Source organism: Streptococcus oralis subsp. oralis (assembly GCF_002096445.1).
Lineage (GTDB): Bacteria > Bacillota > Bacilli > Lactobacillales > Streptococcaceae > Streptococcus > Streptococcus oralis_N.
Window position 1 is genome coordinate 370,669 of the sequence record NZ_NCUK01000013.1, and the last position, 18,805, is coordinate 389,473.

Here is an 18,805-nt window from a genome sequence, read left to right on the forward strand (position 1 = left end):
ATGAAAAAAATTGTCTTTACAGGTGGGGGAACGGTTGGACATGTTACCCTCAACCTTTTGTTAATGCCTAAGTTCATCGAAGACGGCTGGGAAGTTCACTATATTGGTGATAAACACGGAATCGAACACCAAGAAATCCTCAAGTCAGGTTTGGATGTTACTTTCCATTCTATTGCGACTGGGAAATTGCGTCGCTATTTCTCTTGGCAAAATATGCTGGACGTGTTTAAAGTTGGTTGGGGAATTGTCCAATCCCTCTTTATCATGTTACGACTGCGTCCACAGGCTCTTTTTTCTAAAGGAGGATTTGTCTCAGTACCGCCGGTTATCGCAGCGCGTGTGTCAGGAGTACCTGTCTTTATTCACGAATCGGACCTATCTATGGGCTTGGCCAATAAAATTGCCTATAAATTTGCGACCAAGATGTATTCAACCTTTGAGCAGGCTGCTGGTCTCGCAAAAGTCGAGCATGTGGGAGCAGTGACCAAGGTTTCGGACCAAAAAACTCCTGAACCAGATGAATTGGTGGATATTCAAACCCACTTTAATCCTAAATTGCCAACAGTATTGTTTGTCGGTGGTTCTGCAGGAGCTCGTGTATTTAACCAATTAGTGACAGATCATAAGCAAGAACTGACAGAGCGCTACAATATTATCAATCTCACTGGAGATTCAAGCCTCAATGAGTTGAGTCAAAATCTCTTTCGTGTTGACTATGTGACGGATCTCTATCAACCCTTGATGGAGATGGCAGATGTGGTGGTGACGCGTGGTGGTGCTAATACGATTTTCGAGCTCTTGGCCATGGCGAAACTCCATCTCATCGTACCATTGGGTCGTGAAGCAAGTCGAGGAGACCAGATTGAAAATGCGGCTTACTTTGTTAAGAAAGGCTATGCAGAAGAACTTCAAGAAAGTGACTTGACCTTGGAAAGCTTGGAGGAGAAACTCAGTCACTTGCTTAGTCACAAGGATCAGTACCAAGCTAGCATGAAGGCATCAACTGAATTGAAATCTCTTGCGGATTTTTACGATCTATTAAGAAAAGACCTATCATAAGGAATATCAATGTCAAAGGATAAGAAAAAAGAATCAAACCCTAAGAAAGAATTGTCTGAATGGCAGAAACGAAACCAGGAATACCTGAAGAAGAAGGCTGAGGAAGAAGCTGCCCTAGCTGAAGAGAAGGAAAAGGAAAAACAAGCTCGAATGGGGAAAAACTCTAAGTCGTTAGAGGAAAGTAAGAAGTCATCAAGCGATTCCGACCAGAACGAAACTGTTCCAGACGAGGAACCATCCGAAAAAGAAGAAAAATCTAAAAAGGATGATCCTAAAGTCAAAGAAGAAAAGAAGAAGAAAAAAGAAAAACCAGAGAAACCAGCCAAACCTAAAATTGCACCTGTTCATATTTGGCGAGCTGTGAGTATCTTGGTACCCAGTGTCCTGATCCTCCTTCTTTCAGTCTATCTGTTGACTCCGCTGTCGACCATCAAAAATATCGATGTTAAGGGAAATAGTAACACGCAGGCGGATGACATCAAACAGGCTTCTGGAATTCAAGATAGTGACTATACCTTAGCCCTATTGTTGGATAAGGAAACATACGCTGAGCGAATCAAGTCCAATCATTGGATAGAATCGGCGAAGATTGACTATCAATTTCCGACTAACTTTACGATTGAGGTTAAGGAATTTGATATTGTCGGTTATTATGTGTCTGGTGAAGAGTATTATCCAATTCTTTCTAGTGGGACAGTAGAGTCAACTCCTGTAAATCGCTTAAACTTGCCTGAGACTTATCTGACAGTTACCTTTAATGACGAGCAACAGGTGAAAGAACTGATCACAGGATTGTCTACTATTAGTGAAGATATCAAGAGTCAAATCCAGAAAATCGAATTAGCGCCAAGCAAGGCAACAGCAGATCTTTTAAAAATTACTATGCTGGACACAGATGAGGTTTTGGTTCCCTTGTCAGAATTGAGCAAGAAATTGCCTTATTACAGCAAAATCAAGCCCCAATTGACAGAACCGAGTGTAGTCGATATGGAGGCTGGAGCATACAGCTATACCATAGCGGATAAGCTAATAGAAGAAGCAGAAGAAAAAGCCAAACAAGAGGCTAAGGAAGCTGAGAAGAAAAAACAGGAAGAAGAAAAGAAAAAACAAGAAGAACAGGGAAATCAAAGTCAAACGAGCCAGCAGTCACAGAGTCGTTAGACTAACTTTTTCTCTTGATTTTTGAATAGTATAGAAGTCCAGTTTCAAGTTTTTGCTTGACAAGTCCTACTATAAATAATAGAATAGAAAAAAACCTTTAAAGCAGTCCAGAGAGGCAGCTAAGGTTAGACGGTGAAAGGGTGGACTCTACCCATTTTTCGTGGAACCTTGCTGTTGGTAGGTTCCTTTTTTCGTGGTTTATTTTTGACCGTACTCTCTTGCTCGCAAAGGTAAAAGGAGAAAGGTATGCGTGAATATCGTCCAGTTATTGCTCTTGATTTTCCTAGTTTTGAGGCGGTCAAGGAATTTTTATCTCTTTTCCCAGCAGAAGAAAGTCTTTATCTAAAAGTGGGGATGGAGCTTTATTATGCGGAAGGTCCAGAAGTTGTCCGTTATTTGAAGTCACTGGGTCATAGTGTCTTTCTGGATCTCAAGCTACATGACATTCCAAATACAGTCAAATCTGCCATGAAGGTCTTATCTCGGCTTGGTGTAGACATGACCAATGTTCATGCTGCTGGTGGGGTGGAGATGATGAAGGCTGCGCGTGAAGGTCTAGGGACACAAGCCAAATTGATCGCTGTGACCCAGCTTACCTCAACGTCGGAAAGCCAGATGCAGGATTTTCAAAATATCCAAACCAGCCTACAAGAGTCTGTGATTCACTATGCCAAGAAGACAGCTGAAGCGGGCTTGGATGGTGTCGTTTGCTCAGCTCAGGAAGTGCAACTCATCAAGCAGGCCACTAATCCAGATTTTATCTGTCTGACACCAGGAATTCGTCCGGCAGGAGCTGCGGTTGGAGACCAAAAACGTGTCATGACACCAGCGGATGCCTATCAAATCGGTAGTGACTATATCGTAGTGGGACGTCCCATTACCCAATCTGAGGATCCTGTTGCAGCTTATCATGCTATCAAGGATGAATGGAACCAAGACAGAAATTAAAGAAATAGATTATAAAAACAAAAGGAGAATACTATGACACTTGCTAAAGATATCGCTAGCCACCTCTTGAAAATCCAAGCCGTTTACCTCAAACCAGAGGAGCCTTTCACTTGGGCATCTGGTATCAAATCGCCGATTTATACTGACAACCGTGTGACGCTTTCCTATCCAGAAACTCGTACCTTGATTGAAAATGGTTTTGTGGAAGCTATTAAAGCAGAATTTCCAGAAGTAGAAGTGATTGCAGGAACAGCGACAGCAGGGATTCCACACGGAGCTATCATCGCTGATAAGATGAACTTGCCTTTTGCCTACATCCGTAGCAAACCAAAAGACCACGGAGCTGGTAACCAAATAGAAGGTCGCGTAGCTCAGGGGCAAAAGATGGTTGTTGTTGAAGACCTCATTTCAACGGGTGGGTCTGTTCTTGAAGCCGTAGCAGCAGCTAAACGCGAAGGAGCCGATGTTCTTGGAGTTGTAGCGATTTTCAGTTATCAATTGCCAAAAGCTGATAAGAACTTCGCAGACGCTGGTGTAAAATTGGTGACGCTTTCTAACTACAGTGAACTAATCCACTTAGCCCAAGAAGAAGGTTACATCACGCCAGAAGGACTCGACCTCCTAAAACGCTTTAAAGAAGACCAAGAAAATTGGCAAAATGCCTAAAACATAGAAAATCAGGTAGTCACTAGGATTACCTGATTTTTTATATGTGGGCAATAAAATAAAGGTTTCTAAAGGAAAAGATGAATATAGGATAATGGTAGAATGAGAGTCCTCTCTTTTTTGGTGCATATTCAGATAATCAGTTTGAAATTTCTAGACAAAATTTTTGAAAGGATTCTGAAAAAGAGGTAAGATAGTTTATGTAAGAAAAAGTAAACGCTTACTTAATAAGGAGGACACTTTATGTCATATAAAACAAGTAATGCAGAAGGACCTGTAGATTTTATTAACACTTATGATTTGGAGCCAATGGCGCAACAAGTCATTCCTAAAGCTGCCTTTGGTTATATCGCTAGTGGAGCAGAGGATACTTTCACTTTACGCGAGAACATCCGTGCCTTTAACCACAAACTGATTGTTCCACATACGCTTTGTGATGTTGAAAATCCAAGTACAGAGATTGAATTTGCAGGTGAAAAATTATCTTCACCAATTATTATGGCGCCTGTTGCGGCTCATAAATTGGCAAATGAGCAGGGGGAAGTAGCTACTGCGCGTGGTGTGCATGAATTTGGTTCTCTTTATACAACCAGCTCTTACTCTACCGTTGACCTTCCAGAAATTACGGAAGCTCTTCAAGGAACACCTCATTGGTTCCAATTTTACTTTAGTAAGGATGATGGAATTAACCGCCATATCATGGACCGTGTGAAGGCTGAAGGCTACAAAGCAATTGTCTTGACGGCGGATGCAACTGTAGGGGGCAATCGTGAGGTCGACAAGCGCAATGGTTTTGTCTTCCCAGTTGGCATGCCGATTGTTGAGGAATACTTGCCAGAAGGTGCTGGAAAATCAATGGACTTTGTTTACAAGTCAGCTAAACAACGCTTGTCTCCACGCGATGTCGAATTTATCGCTGAATACTCAGGACTTCCTGTGTATGTCAAGGGGCCACAATGCCGTGAGGACGTTGAACGTTCTCTTGCCGCAGGTGCTTCTGGTATCTGGGTAACCAACCACGGTGGCCGCCAAATCGACGGTGGGCCAGCTGCCTTTGACTCACTTCAAGAAGTGGCTGAAGCAGTTGATAAACGTGTGCCAATTGTCTTTGACTCTGGTGTTCGTCGCGGTCAACACGTCTTTAAAGCCTTGGCTTCAGGAGCAGACCTGGTAGCTATTGGTCGCCCTGTGATCTATGGTTTGGCTCTCGGTGGTAGTGTTGGTGTGCGTCAAGTCTTTGAGCACTTGAATGCAGAATTGAAGACAGTCATGCAATTATCTGGAACTCAGACTATTGAGGATGTCAAACACTTCAAACTCCGTCATAACCCATACAACCCAACCTTCCCAGTCGACCCTCGTGACTTAAAATTGTATTGATAAAGTAGAAGGCCTCCACCTTATGTGGAGGTTTTTATTCGTGTATAGAAAGATTAAATCGTTATCAGAAACTATATAAATATATTTTCCAATCAAATATCTTGCTAGGGCTTTCAAATTCTGTTATACTGGTCCAGTAATAAAATAATAAAGACATTTGGGGTGCTTTAGGCTGAGATGATACCCATTGAACCTGATACAGTTAAGACTGGCGAAGGGAAATGTGAAAAGGTTTTTTTCGTATGTTGAAGGAAACTGTCTAATCTTGTAAGGTAAACTCTAATTCTCGTTTGTAATTGGAGTTTTTTTGTTTATCAAAAGAGGATAGGCTTTTTTAGGTAGCTCTCTGCAAATGCCCTCGATGTTCTTTAAAAGTATCAAGTGGAATTACGATTTTGCTTGGTATTTCTTGATATTTTATTGATTACTAAGGAGTAAAGAAAGGAGAAATAAATATGGAAACACAAGACTATGCATTTCAGCCGGGTTTGACCGTTGGAGAATTATTAAAAAGCAGTCAGAAGGATTGGCAGGCTGCAATCAATCATCGTTTTGTTAAGGAACTTTTTGCGGGGACAATTGAGAATAAGGTCTTAAAAGACTACCTGATTCAAGATTATCATTTCTTTGATGCCTTCTTATCCATGCTGGGTGCCTGTGTAGCTCACGCAGACCAGCTTGAATCCAAACTTCGTTTTGCCAAGCAACTAGGCTTTCTTGAAGCAGATGAAGATGGTTATTTCCAAAAGGCTTTCAAAGAGTTAAAGGTAGCAGAGAATGACTATCTAGAAGTGAACTTGCACCCTGTAACAAAAGCGTTTCAGGAGCTAATGTATTCTGCTGTGGCTTCATCAGACTATGCTCATCTTTTGGTCATGCTGGTCATTGCAGAAGGTCTCTATTTAGACTGGGGTTCTAAAGATTTGGCACTACCTGAAGCCTATATTCATTCGGAATGGATTAATCTACATAGAGGTCCTTTCTTTGCAGAGTGGGTTCAATTTCTAGTTGATGAACTTAATCGTGTCGGGAAAAATCGAGAAGATTTGACAGAACTTCAGCAACGCTGGAATCAAGCAGTTGGTTTAGAATTAGCCTTTTTTGATATCGGTTATGAATTATAGGACAGATGCAATCCTTTGATGTAGCTTAAAAGAATGAACAAACAAACTATATAAATATATTTTTCGGTCAAATATCTTGCTAGGGCTTTCAATTTCTGTTATACTGGTCCAGTAATTAAATAATAAAGACATTTGGGGTGCCTTAGGCTGAGATGATACCCATTGAACCTGATACAGTTAATACTGGCGAAGGGAAATGTGAAAAGGTTTTTTTCGTATGTCGAAAGGAACTGTCTAATCTTGTAAGGTAAACTCTAATTCTCGTTTGTAATTGGAGTTTTTTTGTTTATCTAAAGAGGATAGGCTTGACGGCAAGTCTTTCGGTAGCTCTCCTAGAATGCCCCACTTTTCTTTAAAAAAGGAGTTTTTTATGTTGAAAAAATGGCAGTTAAAAGATGTTATCTTGCTTGCTTTCTTGTCTATCTTTTTTGGTGGCGTTTTTGTGGGTTCGGGTTATCTATTTGATATCCTCACCCTAATCTTGGCCCCTCTTGGTTTGCAGGCCTTTGCCAATGAAATCCTCTTTGGTCTCTGGTGTATGGCTGCGCCCATTGCGGCTATCTTTGTTCCAAGAATCGGAAGTGCAACGATTGGAGAAGTGCTCGCTGCGCTTGCTGAAGTCCTTTATGGTAGCCAATTCGGCCTAGGCGCTCTTTTGTCTGGCTTGGTTCAAGGCTTGGGAAGTGAATTTGGTTTTCTCGTAACCAAGAATCGCTATGAAAGTTGGCTCTCTCTAACTGCTAATAGTATTGGGATTACGCTTTTTAGCTTTGTCTATGAATACATTAAGTTAGGTTACTACGCCTTTTCCCTTCCTTTTGTCCTTTCCTTGCTTGTGGTGCGTTTTATTTCCGTCTTTTTCTTCTGTGCCATCTTGGTTCGTGCCATTGTCAAACTCTATCATCAGTTTGCGGCTGGAGGAAAGGCGTAGATGGGGCTGGAACTACGGGAGATTCAGTCCCCAATCTTTTCGGAGCCGATTGATTTTACTTTTCATGCGCAAGCTTTCACCTTGTTAGTTGGGAGCAGTGGTTCAGGAAAATCCAGCCTCTTTCAAATCATTGCCCAGGTCACTTCCTTACCCTATAGTGGTCAAGTCCTGATAGATGAAAACCAGGTCAGTCAGCTTTCTATCGTTGAACGTGTCCAGACGGTTGGTATTCTCTTTCAAAATCCCAATCATCAATTCACCATGGAGAACTTGTTTGAAGAGCTGATTTTTACCTTGGAGAATATCGGCCATCCTGTTCAAGAGATTGATGCTAAAATAGCAGAGGTGGTCCGGCAATGTCGTTGCGAGCCAATCTCGCACCGTCCCATCCATCACTTATCAGGTGGGGAAAAGCAAAAGGCTGCGCTGGCTGTTCTCTTTGCCATGAATCCTAGGGTCTATCTCTTGGATGAGCCCTTTGCTTCTATTGACCGCAAAAGTAGGATAGAGATATTGGAGATTCTAAAGGAATTGGCCTCTAATGGGAAGACAGTCATCCTGTGTGACCATGATTTATCAGACTATGAAGTCTATATCGACCATATGGTGGAGCTAAGAGACGGGCAACTAAGGGAAATAAATAAAATCCCTACCTCTGAGATGACACAGATTGCTTCAAAGGAAGTTGCTTCTAGTCCAGAACTATTCCATATGGATCGTGTGACTTGTGAGCTAGATCATCGCCCCCTCTTTTCCATTTCTGATTTTACATTCTACCAAGGAATTTCCTGTATCCTGGGTGACAATGGTGTCGGGAAATCAACCCTATTTCGGTCTATTCTTCAATTTCAAAAGTATAAAGGGTGCATTACTTGGAAGGGGAAAGTCCTGAAAAAGAAAAAGAGTTTGTATCGTGATCTGACGGGTGTTGTTCAGGAAGCTGAGAAGCAGTTTATCCGAGTCAGTCTGAGAGAAGAACTGCAATTAGATAGCTCAGACTCTGAAAGAAATCAGCGGATTCTCCAAGCATTACAATTTTTTAATTTGGATCAGGCACTCGATAAGAGTCCTTATCAATTAAGTGGTGGCCAGCAAAAGATTCTTCAGCTATTGACCATCTTGACCAGCAAGGCTTCTGTGATTTTGCTAGATGAACCATTTGCTGGTTTGGATGATAGAGCTTGCCATTATTTCTGTCAGTGGATTCTGGAGGATAGAAATCAAGGAAGAAGTTTTTTGATCATTAGCCATCGTTTAGATCCCTTGATCTCTGTGGTTGATTATTGGATTGAGATGACTAGTGAGGGGCTCAGTCATCTCCAAGACGTGATCATCAGCAAACCTCTCCCCTCTCTGAACAATGATACTCTAGGGGAGGTGAGGTAGTATGATCAAAGTCGCAACCCGGACACTGATACTCAGTCTTTTCTTGCTAATTTTATCCTTGGAAACATCCTTCATTCCTTCGATTGCTCTTAATCTTTCAGTAGTCGCATTTTGCATTCTCTTCATGCTCTACCACCGTCGATTTAAGATGTTGGCTTGGATGCTTGTGCTCGCCATTTTGCCATCCTTCGCCAACTATTGGGCAGTACAGTTACATGGGGATGCTTCGCAGGCAGTCATGCTTGGAACGAGGGCTTTTGTGACGGTTTGTATCGGCCTTGTCTTTGTTTCCAGTATTTCCTTAAAAGAGCTTCTCTTGTACTTGGCTCAAAAGGGGTTCTCGCGTTCTTGGGCCTATGCCTTGATTGTGGTATTCAATGCCTTTCCCCTCATTCAGCAAGAAATCAAGTCTCTCAAGGAAGCTTGCTTACTGCGTGGCCAAAAATTGCATGTTTGGTCGCCCTTGATTTACAGTAAGGTTCTGATGACAGTTTTTAGATGGCGCCATCTCTACTTGAGAGCTCTATCTGCGCATGGATATGACGAACATGTTCATTTGGAGAATCGCTATCGGACTTTTTATATTTCTAAAAAAACAAAATTAATCTACCTGCTGTTCTTTTTATTGCTTCAAACCAGTTTATTTCTATAAAGGAGTTATTATGGAATTTACAGATATTGCGATGGAATTATCCAAGGAAGCTTGGCAGGCTTCCTTTCAGCATCCCTTTGTTCTACAGTTACAAGAGGGAGCGTTGGAACCTTCTATTTTCCGCTATTACCTGATTCAGGATGCCTACTATCTGAAGTCTTTTTCAGAAGCCTATCACCTCTTGGCTGATAAGACTTCCAACGAGGAGATGAAAAGACTCTTGAAACAAAATGCCCAGAGTCTAGTGGAGGGTGAGTTGTTTATCCGCCAACAATTTTTCAAGGAATTAGGAATCAGCGACCAGGAAATGGAGCAACATCCAATCGCTCCAACCTGTTATCATTACATTTCTCATATTTATCGTCAGTTTGCAGAGCCAAACTTGGGCATTGCTTTTGCTAGTTTGCTCCCATGTCCTTGGTTATACCATGATTTGGGTAAGGCACTTAATCGCAAACCATCCCCGAATCCTCTTTATCAACAGTGGATTGAGACCTATATCACCGATGAGTTAGAACAGCAGATCAGAGAGGAAGAAGCGCTGGTTAATCAGCTCTATCGAGAAAGCAATGAGACGGACAAACAAAAAATGCTAGAGGCCTTCCACAGAAGTGTCCACATGGAAGCCAAGTTTTGGGAGATGGCTTACCAACATCAAACCTGGACGAGTGATTTGCAGTCCTTAGAAACAGAGAAGAAATAGAAAATGAGAAACCACCAACTACAAGTTCACAAATTAACTATTTTATCCATGATGATTGCCCTTGACGTAGTTCTTACACCCATCTTTCGAATTGAAGGAATGGCACCGATGTCTAGTGTAGTCAATATTCTGGCAGGAATCATGATGGGACCTGTTTATGCCTTGGTCATGGCTACAGTGACAGCCTTTATCCGTATGTCTACTCAAGGCATTCCCCCTTTGGCCCTAACAGGAGCTACCTTTGGAGCACTCCTTGCAGGTCTCTTTTATAAGTATGGTGGGAAATTTTACTTTTCTGCCCTAGGAGAGATTTTGGGAACAGGTATTATCGGTTCCATTGTTTCCTATCCTGTCATGGTTCTCTTTACAGGATCTGCGGCCAAGCTTAGCTGGTTTATCTACACTCCGAGATTTTTCGGAGCAACCTTGATTGGTACAGCGATTTCCTTTATCGCCTTTCGATTTTTAATCAAGCAGGAATTCTTTAAAAAAGTGCAGGGATATTTCTTTGGAGAAAGGATAGACTGATGCAGGTATTTACAAATCCCTTTCCTCTAGGCTCTAGTTCCCTAATTCACTGTATCACCAATGAGATTTCCTGTGAGATGCTGGCTAATGGTATTTTGACTCTGGGATGTAAACCAGTTATGGCGGATGATCCCCGTGAGGTTCTTGCTTTTACTAAGCAAAGTCAGGCTCTCTTCATCAATTTGGGGCATTTGTCTGCTGAGAAGGAAAAAGCAATCCGTATGGCAGCTACTTATGCAGCTCAAGCTTGTCTCCCAATGGTAGTAGATGCGGTTGGCGTTGCAGCATCACCCATTCGTAAGGGACTAGTCAGAGATCTTTTAGAATACAAGCCCACGATCCTTAAAGGAAATATGTCAGAAATCCGAAGTCTTGTTGGCTTAAAACACCATGGAGTTGGAGTTGATGCGAGTGCTAAAGATCAAGAAACGGAGGATTTGCTTCAAGTTTTGAAAGACTGGTGTCAGACCTATTCTGGTATGTCATTTTTAGTCACTGGCCCCAAGGACCTCATTGTTTCGGAGAATCAGGTTGCAATATTGGGAAATGGCTGTGCAGAATTGGACTGGATAACAGGGACAGGAGACCTGGTTGGAGCCTTGACTGCCGTTCTTCTTAGCCAAGGAAAGACTGCATTTGAAGCTTCTTGCCTAGCGGTCTCTTATCTCAATATCGCTGCTGAGAGAATAGTTGTCCAAGGAATGGGATTAGAAGATTTTCGTTACCAAGTTCTCAATCAACTCTCTCTCCTAAAAAGAGACGAAAATTGGCTAGAAGCCATCAAAGGAGACTTTTATGAATAGAGAAGCACTTAGACTGTATCTAGTAACCAATCGCTACCAAGATTCCTTGGAAAACTTTCTTGAAAAAGTCGAGACAGCCTGCCGTTCAGGTGTTACCATTGTCCAACTACGAGAAAAAAATCTCACCACCAATCAATACTATCACTTGGCAAAACAAGTCAAGGAAATAACAGATGCCTACCAGGTGCCCTTGATCATCGATGATCGGTTGGATGTCTGTCTTGCAGTCGATGCAGCAGGTCTGCATATCGGCGACGATGAACTACCAGTTTCGGTTGCCCGCAAAGTCTTGGGTCCCGAAAAAATCCTCGGTGTCACTGCTAAAACAGTTAAAAGAGCCCTCGAAGCAGAAACATCAGGTGCGGATTACTTGGGAACAGGAGCCATTTTCCCGACTACAACCAAGGAGAATGCTCCCATCACCCTGATTTCAACCTTGAAAACAATTTGCCAAACGGTCGCTATTCCAGTAGTTGCTATCGGAGGCCTGACGTCAGAGAATATTGACCAACTTATCGGCACGGGTATAGCTGGAGTAGCTGTCGTACGTGATCTGATGCAGGCAGAAGATATTGAGGCAAAAACGCAAGCCTTTTTAACAAAGCTGGATGACATGATTTCCTAATCAAAAACTCTCTAATTCCCTTAAAGCGGGAACTAGAGAGTTTTTTTCTTAATCTTTAAAAGTTGTATGGTTGACTGGGCCAGAACCATGTCCGAGTTGAGGAGCGTCTTGGATGGCTTTTGTGATAAAGGCCTTGGCCTTATCAACTGCCTGATAAAGACTTCTGCCCTTGGATAGTTCAGCCGTAATCACAGCAGCAAAGGTACATCCAGTACCATGGGTGTGACAAGTTTGAATTCTTGGATTTTCCCAGACAAATTGCTCCTCCTTGGTAAAAAGGAAATCCTTGGCACCACCTTCAAGATGGCCACCTTTGATAACAACGGACTGAGGACCAAATTCTTTTATAATCAGGCGACCGGCACGTTGCATGTCTTCTGGATCATGAATCGAAAAACCAACAATCTCTTCTGCCTCAGGAAGATTGGGAGTGATAATGGTTGCAAGGGGAAGCAGATTTGTTTTTAGGTAGCTTCTCGCACTGGTATCAATCAGGGTGTCCCCACTCGTAGCGACCATAACAGGATCCAGCACATAGGGACAGTCAAGCTTTTTAAGATAGGGTTGGATGATCTCCATGATCTCAGTAGTTGCCAACATCCCTGTTTTTACAGCCTGAGGCTTGATATCCGAAAAGACACTCTCCAATTGAGCTTCCAGCATTTGGTTGGAGACGTGCTCGATTAATTGAACGCCTCTGGTATTTTGAGCGACAAGACTGGTCACAACGGCCATTCCATAGACATCTCTAGCTTGGAATGACTTTAAATCAGCCATAATGCCAGCACCGCCACTAGGGTCAGTCCCTGCAATGGTCAAAGCAACGGGTAAATAAGTCATCTAAAACCTCCCAACCAACTGAAGTTTGTATTCTTAAGAACAAGCTAGTCTGTTTCAGGAAAGTAATAGAAGACCAGCTAGTCCTCATCATCATTTCCACTTCCATCAGCTAGCATTACCTAGATTGAGTCAAAGGGATCTAACAGTCGTTAATCTCAGCTTTACGCACCCCTAGTGGTTGTTTTCTTTTTTCTACAGTATAGCATATTTTTATAGTTTATATAGTGAAATTTGACTGAAAATCTCTCGTTACAGGATTATAATTCTATTTTTCGAAAAAATAATAAAAACTATAGTTGACAAATGTAGATTTTCAGAGTATACTAATAACTGTAATCGACAAATGTAGATTTAGGAGGTGTGCTGATGCAGATTTCAGATGCAGAATGGCAGGTTATGAAGATTGTTTGGATGCAGGGAGAACAGACCAGTACGGATTTGTTCAGGGTTTTGGCAGAGCGGTTTGACTGGTCCAAGTCTACAGTTCAGACTCTTTTGGCTCGTTTGGTTGAGAAAGAATGTTTAACTAGAAAAAAAGAGGGCAAGTCCTTTGTCTATTCAGCCCTTTTAACACTAGACCAAAGCCGAGACTTGCTTGTCCAAGATATCAAAGACAAGGTTTGTTCTCGTAGGATTAAGAACTTGTTGGCTGACTTGATTGTCGAATGTGATTTTACTCAGGCTGACTTGGAAGACTTGGAAGCTGTGATTTCTGAGAAAAAAGCTAGCGCTGTAACAGAAGTAAAATGTAATTGTATGTAAAGGAGATGTCATGTTAAATAGTATTGTAACCATTATTTGTATTGCCCTTATCGCGTTTATCTTGTTTTGGTTTTTCAAAAAGCCTGAAAAATCTGGACAGAAGGCACAGCAAAAAAACGGCTACCAAGAGATTCGAGTGGAAGTCATGGGGGGCTATACGCCTGAGTTGATTATTCTTAAAAAATCAGTGCCAGCCCGCATTGTCTTTGACCGTAAGGATCCTTCACCCTGTCTGGATCAGATTGTTTTTCCAGATTTTGGAGTGCATGCGGACCTGCCTATGGGGGAAGAGTATGTAGTGGAAATCACACCTGAACAGGCTGGAAAGTTTGGCTTTGCTTGTGGTATGAACATGATGCACGGCAAGATGATTGTAGAATAGGAGAATGATATGACTGAAATCGTAAAAGCAAGTCTTGAAAATGGTGTTCAAAAAATCCGTATCACGGCAGACAAAGGTTATCATCCAGCCCATATCCAGCTTCAAAAAGGGATTCCGGCTGAGATTACCTTTCATCGTGCCACTCCTTCAAACTGTTACAAGGAAATTCTTTTTGAAGCAGAAGGTATTCTAGAACCAATCGGCGTGGATGAAGAGAAGACAATTCGTTTTACACCTCAAGAGTTGGGTGAGCATGAATTCTCATGTGGTATGAAGATGCAAAAGGGAAGCTACACCGTAGTTGAGAAGACTCGAAAATCTCTATCCCTCCTACAGCGTTTTTGGATTACCAGTATCTTTACTGTGCCTCTTGTGATTATCATGATTGGGATGTCGACAGGAGGAATTAGTCACCAAGTCATGCGTTGGGGCACCTTTTTAGCCACAACACCCATCATGCTAGTAGCAGGTGGTCCTTATATCCAGAGTGCTTGGGCCAGCTTTAAAAAGCACAATGCCAACATGGATAGCTTGGTTGCTCTGGGAACCCTAGTGGCCTATTTCTATAGCTTAGTTGCCCTCTTCGCTGGTCTCCCCGTTTACTTTGAAAGTGCTGCATTTATCTTCTTCTTCGTTCTTTTGGGAGCCGTTTTTGAGGAAAAAATGCGAAAAAATACTTCCCAAGCTGTAGAGAAATTACTAGACTTGCAAGCTAAAACAGCAGAAGTCTTGCGTGAGGATAGCTATGTTCAAGTTCCCTTGGACCAAGTTCATGTAGGTGACCTGATTCGAGTACGACCAGGTGAAAAGATTGCGGTTGATGGGGTTGTAGTCGAAGGCGTCTCCAGTATTGACGAATCCATGGTGACAGGTGAGAGCCTGCCAGTAGACAAAACGGTAGAAGATACAGTCATTGGCTCTACCATAAATAACAGCGGCACTCTTATTTTTAAAGCAGAAAAAGTTGGTTCAGAGACTGTCTTGGCACAGATTGTGGACTTTGTGAAGAAAGCCCAGACCAGTCGCGCACCGATTCAGGACTTGACGGATAAAATTTCAGGAATTTTTGTCCCAGCAGTTGTCATTTTAGCAATTCTAACTTTTTGGATTTGGTTTGTCTTGCTTGGGGCGAGCTTTGTGACCTCTCTTCTCTACGGGGTAGCAGTGTTGATTATCGCTTGCCCTTGTGCCTTGGGTCTCGCAACACCGACAGCCCTGATGGTAGGGACAGGGCGTAGTGCCAAGATGGGGGTTCTCCTAAAAAATGGAACCGTCCTACAGGAAATTCAGAAAGTCCAAACTCTCGTCTTTGATAAGACAGGGACTTTGACAGAAGGAAAACCTGTGGTAACAGATATCATCGGCGACGAAGTAGAAGTGCTTGGATTGGCCGCATCCTTGGAAGAAGCCTCTCAACACCCTCTGGCTGAGGCTATTGTTAAGCGAGCGAGTGAAGCTGGACTTGAGTTTCATACTGTAGAAAATTTCCAGGCTGTTCATGGAAAAGGTGTTTCAGGGGAAATCAATGGGAAACAAGTCTTGCTTGGAAATGCTAAAATGCTAGACGGTATGGATATTTCAAGCAATTATCACGAAAAACTTGAAGAACTAGAAAAAGAAGCTAAAACAGTTGTGTTCTTGGCTGTTGACAATGAGATAAAAGGCTTGCTTGCTCTGCAAGATATTCCCAAGGAAAACGCCAAGCTCGCTATCAATCAGCTGAAAAAACGTGGTCTTAGAACAGTCATGCTGACAGGAGATAATGCTGGTGTAGCGCATGCTATTGCAGATCAAATCGGAATCGAAGAGGTCATTGCTGGTGTTCTACCAGAAGAAAAAGCGCATGAAATCCATCAACTCCAACAGGCTGGCAAAGTGGCCTTTATCGGAGATGGTATTAACGATGCACCAGCCCTCAGTGTGGCGGATGTGGGAATTGCCATGGGCGCTGGAACCGATATTGCTATTGAGTCGGCAGGAATTGTTCTTACTCACAATGATTTGACAGGAGTTGTTCGTGCCTTTGATATGAGCAAGAAAACCTTCAATCGAATTCTTCTCAATCTCTTCTGGGCCTTTATCTACAATGTCATCGGAATTCCGATTGCAGCAGGAGTTTTTTCAGGTATAGGTCTGGTACTCAATCCAGAACTAGCAGGACTAGCCATGGCCTTTAGCTCTGTATCTGTTTTGATCAGTTCACTCATGCTAAACGTTACTAAGATAGACTAAAAGCGGGCTTGCCCGCTTTTTATACTCTTCGAAAATCTCTTCAAACCACGTCAACTTTATCTGCAACCTCAAAGCTGTGCTTTGAGCAACCTGCGCCTAGTTTCCTAGTTTGCTCTTTAATTTTCATTGAGTATTATAAAACAGTTCTAAAAAACGCTTTCAAACTGTACTGTAATAGAGAATAAAAACTTCTGAGCACATTTTTAGGAGACAAAAAACAATTATGGTAAAGTAGTAGAGTAAAAATTTGCTGAAACGTTTCCAATTAGTATATGAAAACGGATGAATCAAATTTTAAAAATATTTGAAGGAGAGTTATAATGACTCAAGGGAAAATTACTGCATCAGCAGCAATGCTCAACGTATTGAAAACATGGGGCGTAGACACAATCTACGGTATCCCATCAGGAACACTCAGCTCATTGATGGACGCTTTGGCTGAAGACAAAGATATCCGCTTCTTGCAAGTTCGCCACGAAGAAACAGGTGCTCTTGCTGCGGTTATGCAAGCTAAATTTGGTGGCTCAATCGGGGTTGCAGTCGGTTCAGGTGGTCCAGGTGCGACTCACTTGATTAACGGTGTTTACGATGCAGCTATGGATAACACTCCATTCCTTGCTATCCTTGGATCACGTCCAGTTAACGAACTCAACATGGATGCTTTCCAAGAGCTTAACCAAAACCCAATGTACAACGGTATCGCTGTCTACAACAAACGTGTTGCTTACGCTGAGCAATTGCCAAAAGTTATTGACGAAGCTTGCCGTGCTGCAGTTGCTAAAAAAGGTCCAGCTGTTGTTGAAATCCCAGTAAACTTCGGTTTCCAAGAAATCGATGAAAACTCATACTACGGTTCAGGTTCTTACGAGCGTTCATTCATCGCTCCTGCTTTGAACGAAGTTGAAATCAACAAAGCTGTTGAAATCTTGAACAACGCTGAACGTCCAGTTATCTATGCTGGTTACGGTGGTGTCAAAGCTGGTGAAGTAATTACTGAATTGTCACGTAAAATCAAAGCACCAATCATCACAACTGGTAAAAACTTTGAAGCTTTTGAATGGAACTACGAAGGGTTGACAGGTTCTGCTTACCGTGTTGGTTGGAAACCAGCCAACGAAGTGGTCTTTGAAGCAGACACAGTTCTTTTCCTTGGTTCAAACTTCCCATTTGCTGAAGTTTACGAAGCATTCAAAAACACTGAAAAATTCATCCAAGTGGATATCGACCCTTACAAACTTGGTAAACGTCACGCCCTTGACGCTTCAATCCTTGGTGACGCAGGTCAAGCAGCTAAAGCTATCCTTGACAAAGTGAACCCAGTTGAGTCTACTCCATGGTGGCGTGCAAACGTGAAGAACAACCAAAACTGGCGCGATTACATGAACAAACTCGAAGGTAAAACTGAGGGTGAATTGCAATTGTATCAAGTTTACAATGCAATCAACAAACATGCTGATCAAGACGCTATCTACTCAATCGACGTAGGTGACACTACTCAAACATCTACTCGTCACCTTCACATGACACCTAAGAACATGTGGCGTACATCTCCACTCTTTGCGACAATGGGTATTGCCCTTCCTGGTGGTATCGCTGCTAAGAAAGACAATCCAGATCGCCAAGTATGGAACATCATGGGTGACGGTGCATTCAACATGTGCTACCCAGACGTTATCACAAACGTTCAATACGACCTTCCAGTTATCAACGTTGTCTTCTCAAATGGTAAATATGCCTTCATCAAGGACAAATACGAAGACACAAACAAACACTTGTTTGGTTGTGACTTCCCTAATGCTGACTATGCGAAAATCGCTGAAGCTCAAGGTGCTGTAGGATTTACAGTTGACCGTATCGAAGACATCGATGCAGTTGTTGCAGAAGCTGTTAAACTCAACAAAGAAGGTAAAACTGTTGTGATCGATGCTCGCATCACTCCACACCGTCCACTTCCAGTAGAAGTACTTGAATTGGATCCAAAACTTCACTCAGAAGAAGCAATCAAAGACTTCAAGGAAAAATACGAAGCAGAAGAACTCGTACCATTCCGCCTCTTCTTGGAAGAAGAAGGATTGCAATCACGCGCAATTAAATAATTCCTTCGTGGAACTTAAAAAGATCGGAGCAATCCGGTCTTTTTCTGGAGGATAGTAAATGAATTTAAATCAATTAGATATTATCGTTTCAGATGTTCCCCAAGTCTGTGCTGACTTGGAGCGTATTTTGGATAAAAAGCCCGATTATGTTGATGACAGTTTTGCTCAGTTTACGATTGGCAGTCACTGTCTGATGTTGTCCCAAAATCATTTGATTCCTTTGGAAGATTTTCAGTCAGGAATCATTCTTCATATCGAGGTTGAGGATGTAGACCAGAATTACCAACGGTTGAAAGAACTTGGTATCCAGGTTTTAAACGGACCAACTGTAACCGATTGGGGAACAGAGTCCTTATTAGTTAAAGGGCCTGCTGGTCTAGTGATTGATTTTTATCGTATGAAGTAGGTAATTCTATTATCAAATTTTTTATCTAAACATTCTTGGAGTGAAACTTAAAAAGATCGGAGCAATTCGATCTTTTTTGTATTTATGCGACTTTCAGTCCGTCTCGCTCCGTTAGGTGCGA

General features: G+C 42.3%; 19 protein-coding genes and 3 riboswitches. Of the genes, 18 read left to right on the top strand and 1 reads right to left on the bottom strand.

All coding sequences use genetic code 11. The annotated features are described in order from the left end of the window. The 13 genes from B7721_RS05115 (at nucleotide 1) to thiE (ending at nucleotide 11,966) form a co-directional block, all read left to right on the top strand. On the top strand, nucleotides 1-1,059 hold the full coding sequence (locus B7721_RS05115) for a UDP-N-acetylglucosamine--N-acetylmuramyl-(pentapeptide) pyrophosphoryl-undecaprenol N-acetylglucosamine transferase (protein ID WP_084877872.1): 1,059 nt from the start codon (nucleotides 1-3) through the stop codon (nucleotides 1,057-1,059). Between the two features lie 9 nt (nucleotides 1,060-1,068). Continuing rightward, nucleotides 1,069-2,220 carry a cell division protein FtsQ/DivIB gene (locus B7721_RS05120; RefSeq protein ID WP_084877874.1) on the top strand — a complete coding sequence of 384 codons (1,152 nt, stop codon included), beginning with the start codon at nucleotides 1,069-1,071 and terminating at the stop codon, nucleotides 2,218-2,220. Nucleotides 2,221-2,466: 246 nt separating this feature from the next. Further along, nucleotides 2,467-3,168, top strand: coding sequence for an orotidine-5'-phosphate decarboxylase (gene pyrF, locus B7721_RS05125; protein WP_084877875.1), 702 nt, complete (start codon nucleotides 2,467-2,469; stop codon nucleotides 3,166-3,168). Between the two features lie 33 nt (nucleotides 3,169-3,201). Beyond that, nucleotides 3,202-3,834, top strand: coding sequence for an orotate phosphoribosyltransferase (pyrE, locus tag B7721_RS05130; RefSeq protein WP_084877877.1), 633 nt, complete (start codon nucleotides 3,202-3,204; stop codon nucleotides 3,832-3,834). 243 nt (nucleotides 3,835-4,077) lie between these two features. Further along, entirely contained in the window at nucleotides 4,078-5,214 is a 1,137-nt protein-coding gene (gene lctO, locus B7721_RS05135; RefSeq protein ID WP_084877879.1) for an L-lactate oxidase, read from the top strand. A 148-nt stretch (nucleotides 5,215-5,362) separates the two neighbouring features. Then, nucleotides 5,363-5,451: riboswitch (TPP riboswitch) on the top strand. Nucleotides 5,452-5,669: 218 nt separating this feature from the next. Continuing rightward, the gene (locus B7721_RS05140) at nucleotides 5,670-6,338 is read left to right on the top strand and encodes a TenA family protein (protein WP_084877880.1); all 669 of its coding nucleotides are present in this window, start codon (nucleotides 5,670-5,672) and stop codon (nucleotides 6,336-6,338) included. 123 nt (nucleotides 6,339-6,461) lie between these two features. After that, a riboswitch (TPP riboswitch) is annotated at nucleotides 6,462-6,550 on the top strand. A gap of 158 nt (nucleotides 6,551-6,708) precedes the next feature. After that, entirely contained in the window at nucleotides 6,709-7,269 is a 561-nt protein-coding gene (locus tag B7721_RS05145; protein WP_000915264.1) for an ECF transporter S component, read from the top strand. Further along, entirely contained in the window at nucleotides 7,270-8,655 is a 1,386-nt protein-coding gene (locus tag B7721_RS05150) for an ATP-binding cassette domain-containing protein (RefSeq protein ID WP_084877882.1), read from the top strand. Between the two features lies 1 nt (nucleotide 8,656). Continuing rightward, nucleotides 8,657-9,307, top strand: a complete 651-nt coding sequence (locus tag B7721_RS05155) for an energy-coupling factor transporter transmembrane component T (RefSeq protein WP_084877883.1) — start codon at nucleotides 8,657-8,659, stop codon at nucleotides 9,305-9,307. 10 nt (nucleotides 9,308-9,317) lie between these two features. Continuing rightward, a complete protein-coding gene (gene tenA, locus B7721_RS05160) occupies nucleotides 9,318-10,010 on the top strand; it encodes a thiaminase II (protein WP_084877885.1) in 693 nt (230 codons plus the stop codon). A gap of 3 nt (nucleotides 10,011-10,013) precedes the next feature. Beyond that, nucleotides 10,014-10,538, top strand: coding sequence for an energy coupling factor transporter S component ThiW (gene thiW, locus B7721_RS05165; protein ID WP_084877886.1), 525 nt, complete (start codon nucleotides 10,014-10,016; stop codon nucleotides 10,536-10,538). Next, nucleotides 10,538-11,341, top strand: a complete 804-nt coding sequence (locus B7721_RS05170) for a hydroxyethylthiazole kinase (protein ID WP_084877888.1) — start codon at nucleotides 10,538-10,540, stop codon at nucleotides 11,339-11,341. The genes thiW and B7721_RS05170 overlap by 1 nt, the downstream gene beginning before the upstream one ends. After that, nucleotides 11,334-11,966, top strand: a complete 633-nt coding sequence (gene thiE, locus B7721_RS05175) for a thiamine phosphate synthase (protein WP_084877889.1) — start codon at nucleotides 11,334-11,336, stop codon at nucleotides 11,964-11,966. The genes B7721_RS05170 and thiE overlap by 8 nt, the downstream gene beginning before the upstream one ends. Before the next feature lie 48 nt (nucleotides 11,967-12,014). Here the strand turns inward: thiE and thiD are convergent, their stop codons facing one another. Next, complete coding sequence (gene thiD / locus B7721_RS05180; protein ID WP_084877891.1) at nucleotides 12,015-12,806, bottom strand: bifunctional hydroxymethylpyrimidine kinase/phosphomethylpyrimidine kinase; 792 nt, start codon at nucleotides 12,804-12,806, stop codon at nucleotides 12,015-12,017. Between the two features lie 84 nt (nucleotides 12,807-12,890). Next, nucleotides 12,891-12,989: riboswitch (TPP riboswitch) on the bottom strand. Between the two features lie 183 nt (nucleotides 12,990-13,172). Between thiD and B7721_RS05185 the strand changes: the two genes are divergently transcribed. From B7721_RS05185 to B7721_RS05205, 5 genes are all read left to right on the top strand, one after another. Next, the gene (locus tag B7721_RS05185) at nucleotides 13,173-13,568 is read left to right on the top strand and encodes a CopY/TcrY family copper transport repressor (RefSeq protein ID WP_084877892.1); all 396 of its coding nucleotides are present in this window, start codon (nucleotides 13,173-13,175) and stop codon (nucleotides 13,566-13,568) included. A gap of 10 nt (nucleotides 13,569-13,578) precedes the next feature. Further along, nucleotides 13,579-13,950, top strand: a complete 372-nt coding sequence (locus B7721_RS05190) for a cupredoxin domain-containing protein (RefSeq protein WP_084877894.1) — start codon at nucleotides 13,579-13,581, stop codon at nucleotides 13,948-13,950. Nucleotides 13,951-13,959: 9 nt separating this feature from the next. Then, nucleotides 13,960-16,182, top strand: a complete 2,223-nt coding sequence (locus tag B7721_RS05195) for a heavy metal translocating P-type ATPase (RefSeq protein WP_084877895.1) — start codon at nucleotides 13,960-13,962, stop codon at nucleotides 16,180-16,182. 320 nt (nucleotides 16,183-16,502) lie between these two features. Beyond that, on the top strand, nucleotides 16,503-18,278 hold the full coding sequence (gene spxB / locus B7721_RS05200; protein WP_084877897.1) for a pyruvate oxidase: 1,776 nt from the start codon (nucleotides 16,503-16,505) through the stop codon (nucleotides 18,276-18,278). A gap of 58 nt (nucleotides 18,279-18,336) precedes the next feature. Continuing rightward, nucleotides 18,337-18,684, top strand: coding sequence for a VOC family protein (locus tag B7721_RS05205; RefSeq protein ID WP_001052638.1), 348 nt, complete (start codon nucleotides 18,337-18,339; stop codon nucleotides 18,682-18,684). Nucleotides 18,685-18,805: the final 121 nt, after the last annotated feature.